Below are 13,882 nucleotides of genomic sequence, written 5' to 3'. Positions count from 1 at the left end.
CTGCCGGGGTCTGACCCCTTTTGGGTTAAAATTTTTAATGTTGTTATCTTAGGCTGAAGATGAATTTGATGGTGTCGAGGAAGGGTGCTGGTACTAGGGCGATTTCCACGACGGCGTAGGTGATTAGGGTTGCTATTGGGACTGATAGTAGGATTGGTTTTTGTTTTTTGATTGCCAGAAAGATGCTGGTGACGGTGATGATTAGGAATAAGTAGAATAATAGCATATCGTGTTTGTCTCCTTTTTTGTAAGCGCTTTAGTTTTTTGTGTCGAATATCCCTCCCTTTTGCTTCACGGTTTATTCTGTATTAAGACAGAATTTTGTAATAATTCTAATAACTAGATTATGGTATATGGGTGGTTTCAAGTCAACTGTTTGTTTTGGAATAGAAATCTACAATTTTCGAGGTTTGTTTTTCGGTGTGTATTAGTACAACACGTTTTTTAGTTTTAAAGAAATGGTTTATTGGTTAAATATGTTAATTTTCTTAGTCTTTTGATTTAGCTAGATAGAATTTTTATTAATATGTGGATTCCCGATTGGGGTGAAAAAATTTTTTCTATAAGGGGAATTGAATGTATCGGCAGGCGATATGATCTGGAGCGCTATGGCGTATCGGGCGCTCCAGATCGTTTTGAAGTGGGGACTTTGTGTGTTATAGGATTTCTTCTTCCCATTCCACTTCGTGGGCTTCCATTAGTTCTTCTAGTTCGTCTTGAAATTGGCGGAGTTTGGCGCGGCCTTCGTCGAGGAGTTCGTTGGCTTCTAGGATTTTGTCGTAGCTTTGGAGTTCGAGTGCGATTAGGATCATTTTCATGGCACGAAATTGGGTGTTGCTGGCGTCGATGTAAATTTCGTGGACGGCGCGTACTTCTTTCGTTTCTGGTCGGATGCTTTCTAGTTTTTCAATAAATTCGGTGTAGGCTGGAATGGTGACGGTGTCCATCGTTTCGTACATGGTCCAGTCGTCTGTGTAGTTGTTGCCTGAAACGCTCGAGTAGGAGTCAACGGCTTCTGCTTCAAGTTCAAAAATGCTCATCAGGTCTTCGTTTACGTAGGTCATCAGGTCTTCTTGGACGGGATCGGCGCTACAGGCTGAAAGTGCTAAAAGGGACAGGATTGCCAGGAAGCACAGGAGTTTTTTCATCGTTGGGTTTGTCATGGTGGCCCTCCATGGGTGTTGGTTTTTGACACTTTAGTATGGTATTCGGGGTGGACGGTATTTAGCACGTGGTGGTGTTGTACTTTTTGAGTGGTGAAAGTGTATCGTTAACACCATTTTCATACTTGCATAACAGTATTTTTTTTAGGAATAGTATGTAGTGAATAAAGTTCGGGTATAGACAGTATAAATCTGTTAAGAAAGGAGCTATATATGGACAAATTCTATAAGCTACCCTTTGAAGAAGTGTTGAAGAATATTGAGGTTACAAAGGATGGCCTTACTGATTCGGAAGTGAAAAAAAGACAGGAGCAGTATGGTTTTAATGAACTTGGTGAAGAACAGCGAAAAAGCACCTTTCAAGTATTTTTGGAACAGTTCAAGGATTTTCTTGTCATTATTCTAATTGTAGCAGCTTTACTTTCTGCCTTTTTAGGGAAATTCGAAAGCACCATCGTCATCATGTTCGTGGTTATCCTCAATGCCATTCTTGGAACCGTTCAGCATGTAAAAGCGGAGCAGTCGCTAAAGAGCCTGAAAAACCTGTCCTCGCCCACTGCCAAGGTTTTAAGGAATGGAGATAAAGTTGAAATACCATCCAAGGAAGTCGTGGTTGGAGATATACTCTACCTTGATGCAGGGGATTACATAAGTGCAGATGGCAGAATCATCGAAGCCCACAGCCTTCAAGTAAATGAAAGCTCCTTGACCGGTGAATCCATCAGTGTAGATAAAACCCTTGATCCGATTAATGAGGATGATGTTTCCATTGGCGATAAGACGAACATGGTATTCTCCGGGAGCTTTGTTACATACGGAAGAGCTGTCATTGTGGTTACACAAATTGGACAGAAAACGGAAATCGGTAAAATCGCCAACTTGATGGAGAGTGCTAAAGAGAAGAAAACGCCACTTCAAATGAATCTTGATAATTTCGGTAAGAAGCTTGCCGTTGCTATTATCATCATTGCTGTTCTCATTTTTGTGGTCGATATCATTCGGGGACGGACATTGATTGACTCCTTCATGTTCGCCGTTGCCCTGGCAGTCGCGGCCATACCGGAAGCATTAAGCTCCATCGTGACAATCGTGCTTGCGTTTGGCACTCAAAAGATGGCAAAGGAAAATGCCATTATTCGAAAACTTCACGCAGTGGAAAGCCTCGGCAGCATCTCTGTCATTTGTTCAGATAAAACCGGTACCCTGACACAAAATAAAATGACTGTGCAAAAAGTGTTTCTGGATTCAGAGGTCCATGAGCATGACAAATTGAGGATGGATCAGGCGCTGCATGAAAAATTCCTGCTTATGCAGATTTTGTGTAACGACGCAGAGACCACCAAGGATAAGGAGATTGGAGATCCTACTGAGATTGCCTTGGTTGATTTTGGAGAAAAAGTCTATGAATTGGACGAAATAGAAACAAGGAAATCCTATCCTAGATTGAAGGAAGTTCCATTTGATTCTGACAGAAAGCTGATGAGTACTGTCCAAACCCTAGATTCCAAGCAGGTACTAATCACTAAGGGTGCCGTTGATGTTTTACTGGATCGGGTAGTAAAAATAGAAACTTCAGATGGCATATCCGATTTTTCAGAAGAGGAAAGGAAGAAAATCGAGAAAGTAAATCATTCCTTTTCAGAAAGCGGACTGCGTGTGCTAGCCTTTGCTTATAAAGAGGTGGCGAATTATGAGACTATCTCGACCGAGGATGAACATGACTTAATCTTTGTCGGATTGACTGCCATGATGGATCCTCCCCGTGCGGAGTCTAAGGAAGCGGTCGAACGATGCATTTCAGCAGGCATCAAACCGGTGATGATCACAGGAGACCATAAAATAACCGCTTCTGCGATTGCAAAGGAGATCGGGATTTTCCGGGATGGCGATAAAGCGGTGGAAGGATTTGAGCTCGAAAAGATAAGTGACGAGGATTTAAAAGGCATGGTAGAGGACATTTCCGTTTATGCACGAGTATCCCCGGAGCATAAAATCCGGATTGTTCGAGCTTGGCAGGAAAAAGGGAATATCATTGCCATGACCGGCGACGGAGTCAACGATGGTCCCGCTTTGAAACAGGCGAACATTGGTATCGCCATGGGAATCACAGGAACGGAAGTGGCCAAGGATGCCTCGTCCATGGTTTTAACAGATGATAACTTTTCCACCATCGTTAAGGCGATTGCCAATGGAAGAAGCATCTATGCCAACATCAAAAATTCCATCCGGTTCCTGCTTGCCGGTAACACAGCAGGAATTTTATCGGTTTTATATGCTGCTATAGGCGGATTACCTGTTCCATTTGCGCCAGTGCATCTGCTGTTCATCAATTTGCTGACAGATAGCCTGCCAGCAATTGCAATTGGACTTGAACCTCATAATAAAAAAGTGATGGATGAAAAACCGAGGGATGTGGAAACCCCGCTTCTAAATAAAGTGTTTGCAGCACGGCTCCTTAGTGAAGGATTCTTGATTGCCGTGGCTACGCTGATTGCTTTTCATATCGGACTAACCATGGATGATCCTTTGACAGCCAGTACCATGGCTTTTTCCACACTATGTCTTGCCCGACTGTTTCATGGCTTCAACGCACGTTCCAGACAGTCGATATTCAAAGTTGGATTGTTTTCCAACCTCTATTTAATAGGGGCAGTCGTCATAGGCATCGCGCTCCTGCAGCTTGTTCTGCTGGTGGATCCTTTAAAAGGGCTTTTTGAAGTTGCCACACTAACTTCTGCCCAGTTCGGCTATGTCTATGCTCTGGCACTTATGCCACTTGTGCTGATTCAACTGTATAAGTTGATATTTGTGAAGGATTGAAAAAGCAATGAGCAAAAACCTGTACTCCATATGGAATACAGGTTTTTTGCGTTGATTGATTGGACCCTTCACTCACATCGTTTCAATTGTCAGTTTGATGGCTGCAGTAAGGTCAGTCTGGGACCAGCTTGGTGTGTTATTGAGCTGTGTCGCGAGCTGGTGTGAGGCTGGAATATGGATGAAGCCTGCCGGGATTTGGGCTGTGTTTGGTTCATCTGTTTCAGTATGGTTAGCCGCTCCACCTGCCGCCTGTTGCGCTAGCTTGTGCAGGGCCGCGTACATGACGTTATTACATAAGTAGGTCCCTGCTGTATTGGATATTTTTGCAGGAAAACTATTTTCATTTAAATGGTTTACCATCGCGCGGATCGGCAACGTGGAGAAGTAGCCGTCGGGGCCATCTGGGTTGATTGGTGCATCTTGAAGCACTACTCCATTATTGTCTGGAGCCCCTCCGGCATCCTTGCAGTTGATGGCAATTCGCTCCGGTGTTATGTGCGCCCGACCCGCAGCAAGCCCAAGGGAGACCACGGCATCTGGTTGTAGCTCCTCCATATACTCCAATAACAACTTTTCCGATTCGGTGAAATCAACAGGCAGCACTCGGCTTATGACTTGGTATTGCCCAATTATCTGTTGATCCAATTCCTTGACAATCTCCTCTGTGGGATTGATCTTAAAATTCAAAAACGGTTCAAATCCTGTTAAAAGTAGGGTTTTGGTCATGATGGAAGACCTCCTAATATTTTGGATGCGGAGGGACGGTTTTGGCTTTTGGCGCCTTGATCTATGTTCGAAGGAGCTAGTGAACCGTTCCCACCTGCTTATTTAAAGTAATATTGCTCCGTAAGTTAATGCTCCCACAATGACGTATGCGGGGTGCACTTTCCATTTTTCAAGAAGTAGGTAGCTTGCGATAATGAGAAACACTGTTTGGATGGTGCCGCTTGCTTCGTAGGATTCAGCGAAGAATCGGTAGGCCATGACACCAAGCAGGAGTGCGATGGTTGGTCGCACGTAGTTGGACATTCGTTTTACTTTTGGCGAGTCTCGGAATTTGTATAAGAGGCTCATGAGTGCAATCATCAGGATGAGTGATGGTGCGACGGTGGCGAATACGCCTACGGCTGCGCCCAGTATGCCTGCTTGTTCGTAGCCAATGTAGCCGGCCATTTTGGTTGCGATAGGCCCTGGTAAGGCGTTTCCGAGTGCGAGTACTTCACTGAACTCTGAGACGGACAGCCAGCCGTAGCGGTGGACGACTTCGTTCTCCACTAGCGGAATAGATGCGGGGCCTCCGCCGTACCCCAGGATGCCCGGTATGAAAAAGGCGAGGAAGATCTCCCAGTAGATCATGCTTGGGTCCCTCCTTTTTCCGGTTTTGGTTTGTCTTTTTTCAGGACTGCCGCAGCAAGTAGTATCGCAATGACGATTCCTGGATGGATGCCGAGAATCTCAATGAATAGGAAACTAGCTAGGATTAGGAAGATGGCGATGGGCCAACCTAGTCCTTTTTGTGATTTTGATAGAAAGTCCCATGTCAGGACGGCAAGTAAAACGCCGACAACAGGGAGGACTGCTTTGGTCATGCCTTGTACCCACGCTTGGTCTTTGAAGCTTGTTAGCGTGGTGAGCAGGACGATCATGAGTATGATGGTCGGGATGGTGGAGGCTAGGATGGCGTTCATCATGCCTGTGTAGCCGCCGACGCGGTACCCGATATAACCGGCCATTTTAGTGTTGATTGGCCCGGGCAGGGTGTTGGCGAGTGCGAGGATGTCAGAGAAATCGTCGTCTGAGAGCCATTTGTACTTGCCTACTACCTCTTTATGTACAAGCGGAATGCTGGACGGTCCTCCGCCGTAACCAAGCATCCCAACACGGAAGAATGCGATAAATAAGTCCCATTGCTTCATGGTGTATGGTTTCCTCCTTTATGAGGAGGGGCTGACGGACTCTACGTTGCTTTGGTGCTTTAGTGGAGTGAGGGTCAGACCCCTCTTTAGTTCTTTAGTGCTTTAACGGAGAGCGGGTCAGACCCCTCTTTAATCATTTACCTCTTTACCTCTCTACCACGATGCAATGCAGCCGTCGGTTCTTGGTTCGGTGCCTCCGGTGAGGGTGCCGGTTTTTGGGTCGCGCCAGATGATTTGGCCGCGGCCGAAGCTGCCTCCGTCAAGTGTGACTTGGATGTTGTGGCCTTTGCGCTGGAGTGCTTGGGCCAGGTGTTGCGGGAAGTGGTGCTCGACGTGTACGGTTTTGCCTTCCATCCACTGCCATCTTGGTGCGTCCAGGGCTGCCTGCGGGTTGAGGTGGAAGTCGACGGTGTTCATGACGACTTGCATGTGACCCTGTGGCTGCATGTATCCTCCCATGACGCCGAACGGTCCGACGGCTTCGTTGTCTTTTGTCAGGAAGCCAGGGATGATGGTGTGGTATGTCTTCTTCCCTGGTGCCAGCGCGTTTTCGTGTTCTGGATCAAGAGAGAAATCATGTCCCCTGTTCTGCAAGCCGATCCCGGTTCCTGGTACGACAACACCGGATCCGAAGCCCATGTAGTTGCTCTGGATAAAGGAGACCATATTCCCTTCCCCATCGGCGGTCGCCAAATAGACAGTTCCCCCTTTTGGCGGAGTTCCTGGCTCTGGCGTGAGAGCTGTGTCGGTGATGAGGCCCCTTCTTTCTTTTGCAAAGGAATCGGACAGTAATTCTTCTGCGGTATGTGTCATGGTCGTTGTATCTGATACGTATTTTTTAGCGTCAGCAAATGCGAGTTTCATTGCTTCGATTTGTTTGTGATAGGTTTCGAGACTGTCGCGTTCGGTGAAGGTTTCCTCTTTTAGCATGTTTAGTGCCATAAGCGCGACAATTCCTTGGCCATTCGGCGGGATTTCCCAGACGTCGTAGCCTCGGTAGTTGACTTTGATTGGCTGCACCCACTCAGGTTGGTAGGCTGCTAGGTCATCATATGTAAGGAAGCCGTTGTGCTGCTTGGAGAAGTCCGCAATTTTATGGGCTAGTTCGCCGCGGTAGAAGGCTTCTCCGTTTGTTTCGCCGATTTGTCTTAAGGTGTCGGCGTGGCCTTTGGAGGACCATGTTTCACCGATTTCTGGCGCACGTCCGTCTGGTGCGAAGGTTTCGAACCAGTGAGAAAATTCTTCGGTTGTGCAGGATTTTTTATAGGCGTTGCAAGCGCCCTTCCAGTACTTTCCGAGTGTTGGCGAGACTGGGTAACCTTTTTCTGCGTACTCAATGGCAGGTTGTAATACTTCTGAGAGTGATAGTTTGCCAAATTTCTTGGATAGCTCTGCCCAGGCGGATGGTGCTCCAGGGACGGTGACCGGGATAAGGCCCATTTTCGGCATCGTTTCGTGGCCTCTCTCTTTTACCGCTTCGATGGAAATGGATTGAGGTGCTGGGCCGCTTGCGTTGAGACCGTGAAGTTCCCCTTTTGTCCAGACAAGTGCGAATGCATCGCCGCCGATTCCGTTGGAGGTTGGTTCTACGACAGTCAGGCATGCTGCTGTTGCAATGGCCGCATCTATGGCGTTTCCTCCTTTTTTCAAGATATCAAGGCCAGCTTGTGCGGCTAGTGGCTGCGATGTAGCAACCATGCCGTTTTGAGCGAAAACGGTGTTGCGCTGGGATGGATATGGGTTGTTAAGATAGTCGAGTTTGAGTGTCATGTGTTAATCCCCCTATTATTTCGTTATGCGAATTATTTTCTATTATACGTAATTTTCTTTATTTTTTCAAAATAAGAAATTTTGCTTTGTTGTTGGGGGTGAAATGGATTCGGGTGTTTGGGGTGTTGACGTAGTGTGGGTAGGATTCTTGGTGGTTGGTGATGGAAAAGTACTTCAGGATGTCTTTTGTGGTGACGAGTGGGTCGTGTTGGTTGTTGTAGAGGTATTGCTTGTAGCTGCTGAATGGGTAGTCTTCGGGGTTGTGGACCATCTGGGCGGCGACCGGGTTGAGGTGGATGTATTTGCTGACGTCGATTTGGTAGTCGATGTCGTCGATGAGGCTGGATTTGAATCTTCCTTCTAAAAGGTGGCCGGTGAGTCGGTATTTGCGGTTAATGTACTGGGCGTATTTCGTGTTGATTTTTTGCATGATCAGGCTGATGTTGGTGGTTTCGGTTTCGATGAGCAGGTGGGTGTGGTTGGTCATGAGGCAGTAAGCGTGCAGTTTGAACGGGTATTTGTACTTGATTTCGAGGAGGATGCGCTTGTAGGTGTGGTAGTCTTGTGGGTCAAAGAAGATAATGCTGCGGCGGTTTCCTCTGGTGGTGACGTGGTACATGGCTCCGGGGAACCAGATTCTTCGGTTTCTGGGCATAGTGGGTGGTGCTCCTTTCGGGGTGGGATTTGGGTTTGGTATTTGTTGACTAGCGTTGGCATGCGGCTTAGTGAAAAGTGCGTGCGGAGGTCTTGTTGTGGGGGAATGGGTGGAGTGGGCCAACTTATATAGTATTCGACATGAAGGGCAAAACACCTTTAGGGGTCTGACCCCTTTTGAGAATTTTTTTCAAACCAAAAAAAATACCGCCAAACGGTACCTTCGTTTGGCGGTTTTGACATTCTCTTGTTTTGCGCTGTTGTGTTGTTTGTGTATCGGTATTGTTAGTATACCCAGGTGGGCATGGTTTTATTCCTTGTTTTGGGTGAAGCAGATAAAAATTTTGCATAGAAAAAGAGCAGCTTTCCGGAGTTGTGTTTCCCGTTTGTAAGCTGCTCTTTGGCTCAATAGAGTTTATCGTTCTAGCATTTATTTAATTAACAAGACTTTAGATTATGTTAGATAGCTAACGGATTCTTCTTCTTCGTCAGAAGATCCTTCGTCGCCGTCTTTGTCTTCTCCGTCTTCAGGCTTATCTTTGCCCTCTGCTGGAGTTTCTTCTTTTTCTTGTTCACCAGCTGGCTCGCTTCCTTCTTCAGAAGCTTGTCCTTCTTCCTCTAGTAGGGAAGTGACTGGTTTGTTAAAAAAGCTGCTCGGATTCACTGCTACATTGTCCTTGCGGATTTCAAAATGAACGTGTACTGCGTCTTTGTTCAGTTGGTTTGTGTGTGCTTTGGCGATTGTTTCACCTTGCTCTACGAAATCGTTGACTTTGACTTGTACGTCAGTCAGTGATTGATAGATTGTTTTCACACCATCCAAATGCTCAATTTCTACGACGTTTCCTAGTAATGGATCATTTTCAACATGCGTTACAGTTCCACTTAAAGAAGCGACTACTTCGAATGTTTCGCCGTCTTTCATTGCAATGTCGATACCTGTGTTTGGTTGGTAAATACCATTGTACTCAATGAAAGCTGCTTCTTGTTCTTCTTTAGATGCATTTGCATCCCAGAATGGTCTTTGGATGACAGAAGAGTTAACATCTGTTACCGGCATTACAAAGTTTTCTACCGGGCTGTTTACTTCCATGGAATCCTGATCACCATAAGAAGTGGTAGGTCCTTGCCCTTCTGTGTTTCCTGGATTACCTTCTGATTCATTACCTGATTGGGATACTAAAACCGCTGTCAAAATGATTGCTGCGCACCCAAGATAGATTGCTGGGAACACCCAACGCTTTTTCATTAAGCGTTGCCAATTTGAATTTTGAGAAGTCCGTTTCTTTTCTTCCTCTCTCATTGTATCATCACCTCAGCAATCATTCTGAACAGATTCACAGAATAATATACATGCAGGCTGAAAAATTTTTTGAAATGCTTATTTTCCTTCAATAGAGGGGGAATTATGCATGGAAACTGAAAAAAAGTTTGAAAAGGGGTCAGACCCCGGCAGGAGCCGGGGTCTGACGGGTGAACCTCTATTCGACATAAAGAGGGGAAATCCTTTGGGGGTCTGACCCCCAAAGGGTTATTTTTTTCATTTTTTTATGTTTTCCCCTTCTCTATCTCTTCGCTGTCACTTTATTTAGGTACTGTTCGGCGCTGGCGATTTGGACGTCTTTGTAGTAGTGAGAGATGATTTGGGTATGGTTTTTGCCTTCTAGGGCCATGCCGTTGGCTCCGTATTGGCTCATCCCGACTCCGTGGCCAAAACCTTTGGTGGTGATGACAATGTTGTCTCCTTTACGCTCCCATGTAAAGTCGCTAGAGCGCAGCTTAAGGATGTCACGCACTTCTCTTCCGCTCAATGTCTTCCCATTAATATCTACCGTCTCCACTCGGTTCCCAGTTGTGCGCGAGATGATTTTCCCTACAGCACCGTCACTTCCCAAGCTTACACCAAGCTTGGATTGAAATTCTTGTACCGGCAATGATACTTGACTTAAGTATTTTTCAGAATCTACATCCCAAGGGCTTTCTACACTTCGTAAATATGGAATTTCGTTTGGCCAGTATTCTTCCGAGTTTTCTGTGTAGCCATTGCTAGTGGAAAAGTAACTTGCATCAATTGGTGCATTATTATAGGTAAGGACGGATCCGGCTGTTTCCGCGACCGCCTGTTTTATTTTTTCCATCTTCCAGTTAAAGTCTTCCGCTGCCCAGGCGGCTTTTAGTTCCTCGGGGCTTTTATACACCTGGTGCTGTTCGGTATCTGTCACATCAGCGCCTTCTGGTGTGCCTAGTTTTTCTTCCGCCATTAGCTGCCTTAAAATATACGTCCGCGCTGCCAAAGCCTGTGCTTTTAGCGCCTCTAGCTCAAAGTCAGCCGGCATTTCCGAAGCGACTACGCCAACAATATAGTCCTCTAGCGGTATTTTTTCAATCATCTCCAGTTTATGTCGATAAACCGCTACATCAATCGGAGAGTCGATTGAATCTACTTGGTTTTGGATTTGCTGGTTCGGTTGGAGTTCTTCTGCTAACTGGCCGCTTTCCTTATCGACAAACGGCATGACTAATAACGTTGGTACCATTAATACCATGACAAATAGAATAGAAGTGAGTACGATGATTGGTTTCAAGTTTCTCATAGCGCCGAGCCTCCGATAACAATAAAGTAGTAGTTGTTTGCTGATGGTTGGATACCTTTACTCTTCATTCTTATGGAGGCGGACAAGCAATTATGACTAAAATATGGGCAGGTTTCAAGGATTCGTGTAGCAGCCTCAAACCCTAAAAAACTCCTAAAAACTTCTATATTATATACACATAACCTACAACTATCAGAAAACAATTCTATATCCCACAAAAAAATGGTCTGATAGAAAAAAAGATGGAATATTAATAAGTAGTGAAAAAAATGCTGTGCTGGGGTCAGACCCCAGCAGGAATTTCCGCCCTCATGTCGAAGGCTCAAAAAAAAGTTCAAAAAAGGGTCAGACCCTTAAAGGAGTCTGACCCTCAATGTAGAATATAAATAAATGATTGGCTGTTTTGGTGTGTTTAGGCTTCTTTGATTTGCTCTAGGATGATTGTTTGTTCTTGTTCCATGGAGCTTACGCGTTCGATGTCTGCGCCAAGTGCTGCTAGTTTGTTGTGGAAGTTTACGTATCCACGGTCTAGGTGTTTTAGCTCGGTTACACGAGTGTATCCGTCTGCAATTAATCCTGCTAGGGTTAATGCTGCTGCTGCACGAAGGTCTGTTGCTGCCACTTCTGCGCCTTGTAGTTTGGAAGGTCCATTGATGACAACGGAACGTCCTTCGATCTTGATGTCGCCGTTCATACGACGGAACTCTTCAACGTGCATGAAGCGGTTTTCAAATACAGTTTCCGTAATCATGCTCGTGCCTTCAGCTGCTAATAATAAAGACATCATCTGGGATTGCATATCTGTTGGGAACCCTGGGTGAGGCATCGTTTTGATGTCAATTGACTTAAGTTTTTCTGGTCCGATAACGCGTAATCCGTTTTCGACTTCTTCAAACTTAACGCCCATTTCTTCCATTTTGGCGATTAAAGAGCTGGAATGTTCCGGCACTGCGCCTTCAACGATAACGTCTCCGCCTGTGATTGCAGCTGCTACCATGAATGTACCTGCTTCAATGCGGTCAGGGATGATGTTGTGTTGGCATCCATGTAACTCGGAAACCCCTTCAATTCTGATAGTACCTGTACCTGCTCCACGAACTTTAGCTCCCATAGAGTTTAAGAAGTTCGCCAAGTCCACGATTTCCGGTTCTTTTGCAACGTTTTCCATGATTGTTGTACCTTCAGCAAGTGTTGCAGCCATCATGATGTTCTCTGTTGCTCCCACACTTGGGAAGTCGAGATATATTTTCGCGCCTTGTAATCTTCCGTCTACTTCGGCATCGATATAACCATTTCCAACCTTCACTTTCGCACCCATCGCTTCGAATCCTTTTAAATGCTGATCGATTGGTCTTGATCCAATTGCACAGCCTCCAGGTAGAGCAATTTGTGCTTTTCCGTTACGTGCAAGCAATGATCCCATTACTAGGACAGATGCGCGCATTTTTCTTACATATTCAAACGGTGCTTCTGTGTGAAGCTCTCTTGTTGCATCGACAATTATACGATTATTTTCAAAATCAACATCGGCATTCAAATATCGCAAAACCTCGTTAATCGTATAAACGTCGGAGAGCTCAGGTACATCTAAGATTTCGCATTTGCCTTTGCTAGCTAATAAAGTTGCGGCGATGACAGGTAGTACTGCATTTTTTGCTCCCTCTACTTTTACAGTACCTGTTAACCTTTGTCCGCCGCGGACGATGATTTTTTCCAAAACGTTCCCCTCCGCGTCTTTTATTCTATATATTAATATTCAACAGTAATAATTGGCGTGCCTACAATCACGGTAGTCTTATCGCCCATTCCTTGTGTTCGTAACCCAATTTGTAAGTTCATCTTTCCCTGATGTGTCGGAAGAACATTATTCCATGCATCAGTATATGCTGAAACTGATACAAAGGTATCTTCCTGAATCTCTTCAACTATCTGTGCTGAAAATGCTTCTAGCAAAATATTTGTCGTATTTTGCAAACCATCTTCAATTTTAGCACTGAAATCGCCGGTCATACAACTAAATATTTCAAAGTCTTCATGAGAAATATTGGTAAGATTAGAATGGAAATTGTTTATTATTTCTGTTGCCACAGGCTTTTCCCAACCATATCCAGTTACCTCATATAATAAATACGATGATTTGGATGAGTTTGTGTGGGTGGTGATAAGCTGAAGAGTCTCTTCTTGCTTAAGTATGTCATTATAATAAGTCCCGACTGCCTTCCATTGATCCTCTTCTTCTATCACGTTCCAACTAAGATGGCCCATATTCTGTTTTAAACGATTTACCTCTTTTTGAAAAGCGACTAAATCCCTAATTTTATAGACGTTCTTCCGCCCATAAAGTTTCCATTCCTGAACATTTATTTTCTCCTTCTGAAAAACTTCTGCGATTTCAAGTATCTCAGTACTGATATCGTTTGGTAATTGAGCTCTGCTTCTTTCATTCCCAAGAATTACCCCCGTAAAACATATTACGAAAATAAAAAATAGTCCTAGCAATCTATTAATATAAAGTTTCCACTTTTTTTCTGTATATTTAGTATTAGTAACGAAGCCCTTATTTGTGTTCCCAATCTCATTAAACATATCCCCCACGCCCCTTTGTTTGTTACTAAACAGTGTCGCCAATGTGGGAGTAAGAGATACATAGAAATGTTCGTCAAAATTTTTGTTGTTTTAAATTTTTTTGTGTTTTGGGGTCAGACCCCGGCAGGAGTTTTAGCACTAACGTAGAAGCGGCAAGTGTGGGTGAGTGTCGGTTATAGGGGAATTTAGTCGGTTGGCATGTATTTGGGGTGTTTTGGACAGTATTTTATGTTGTTTGGACAGTATTCTAGATTTTTTCGCTTGTATTTGGGGTTGTTTGGACAGTATTCGGTGGAGTTTCGCTTGTATTTAAAATATCATGGGTTCTTCTCAAGGGTGTAATACTGATTTATCGCATATTTTCACGAAAGCCAGAGGG

12 protein-coding genes are annotated in these 13,882 nt (G+C 44.8%); 1 reads left to right on the top strand and 11 read right to left on the bottom strand.

Annotation, left to right across the window (positions count from 1 at the left end; all coding sequences use genetic code 11):
* Positions 1–43 precede the first annotated feature (43 nt).
* Together FZC76_RS05435 and FZC76_RS05430 are read right to left on the bottom strand one after the other, a co-directional pair.
* Complete coding sequence (locus FZC76_RS05435) at positions 44–226, bottom strand: hypothetical protein (protein ID WP_148965326.1); 183 nt, start codon at positions 224–226, stop codon at positions 44–46.
* A gap of 430 nt (positions 227–656) precedes the next feature.
* Complete coding sequence (locus FZC76_RS05430) at positions 657–1,163, bottom strand: hypothetical protein (protein WP_148987241.1); 507 nt, start codon at positions 1,161–1,163, stop codon at positions 657–659.
* Positions 1,164–1,376: 213 nt separating this feature from the next.
* Here FZC76_RS05430 and FZC76_RS05425 point away from each other — a divergent pair, with 213 nt between their 5' ends.
* Entirely contained in the window at positions 1,377–3,983 is a 2,607-nt protein-coding gene (locus FZC76_RS05425; protein WP_148987240.1) for a calcium-translocating P-type ATPase, PMCA-type, read from the top strand.
* A gap of 72 nt (positions 3,984–4,055) precedes the next feature.
* Here FZC76_RS05425 and FZC76_RS05420 read toward each other — a convergent pair whose 3' ends face one another.
* From FZC76_RS05420 to FZC76_RS05380, 9 genes are all read right to left on the bottom strand, one after another.
* Positions 4,056–4,709, bottom strand: coding sequence for a pyroglutamyl-peptidase I (locus tag FZC76_RS05420; protein ID WP_148987239.1), 654 nt, complete (start codon positions 4,707–4,709; stop codon positions 4,056–4,058).
* A 102-nt stretch (positions 4,710–4,811) separates the two neighbouring features.
* Positions 4,812–5,339, bottom strand: a complete 528-nt coding sequence (locus FZC76_RS05415) for a chromate transporter (protein ID WP_148987238.1) — start codon at positions 5,337–5,339, stop codon at positions 4,812–4,814.
* Entirely contained in the window at positions 5,336–5,899 is a 564-nt protein-coding gene (locus FZC76_RS05410; RefSeq protein ID WP_148987237.1) for a chromate transporter, read from the bottom strand. The genes FZC76_RS05415 and FZC76_RS05410 overlap by 4 nt, the downstream gene beginning before the upstream one ends.
* 153 nt (positions 5,900–6,052) lie before the next feature.
* Complete coding sequence (locus FZC76_RS05405) at positions 6,053–7,669, bottom strand: gamma-glutamyltransferase family protein (RefSeq protein ID WP_148987236.1); 1,617 nt, start codon at positions 7,667–7,669, stop codon at positions 6,053–6,055.
* A 58-nt stretch (positions 7,670–7,727) separates the two neighbouring features.
* Positions 7,728–8,324, bottom strand: coding sequence for a transposase (locus tag FZC76_RS05400; protein WP_148987235.1), 597 nt, complete (start codon positions 8,322–8,324; stop codon positions 7,728–7,730).
* 453 nt (positions 8,325–8,777) lie between these two features.
* Positions 8,778–9,626, bottom strand: a complete 849-nt coding sequence (locus tag FZC76_RS05395) for a M23 family metallopeptidase (RefSeq protein WP_148987234.1) — start codon at positions 9,624–9,626, stop codon at positions 8,778–8,780.
* 262 nt (positions 9,627–9,888) lie between these two features.
* Entirely contained in the window at positions 9,889–10,917 is a 1,029-nt protein-coding gene (spoIID, locus tag FZC76_RS05390) for a stage II sporulation protein D (RefSeq protein WP_148987233.1), read from the bottom strand.
* Between the two features lie 412 nt (positions 10,918–11,329).
* The gene (murA, locus tag FZC76_RS05385; RefSeq protein WP_148987232.1) at positions 11,330–12,634 is read right to left on the bottom strand and encodes a UDP-N-acetylglucosamine 1-carboxyvinyltransferase; all 1,305 of its coding nucleotides are present in this window, start codon (positions 12,632–12,634) and stop codon (positions 11,330–11,332) included.
* Positions 12,635–12,666: 32 nt separating this feature from the next.
* A complete protein-coding gene (locus FZC76_RS05380) occupies positions 12,667–13,503 on the bottom strand; it encodes a YwmB family TATA-box binding protein (protein ID WP_148987231.1) in 837 nt (278 codons plus the stop codon).
* Positions 13,504–13,882: the final 379 nt, after the last annotated feature.

The organism is Sutcliffiella horikoshii (assembly GCF_008180725.1).
Lineage (GTDB): Bacteria > Bacillota > Bacilli > Bacillales > Bacillaceae_I > Sutcliffiella_A > Sutcliffiella_A horikoshii_B.
This window is presented reverse-complemented; position numbering and strand designations above follow the sequence as displayed.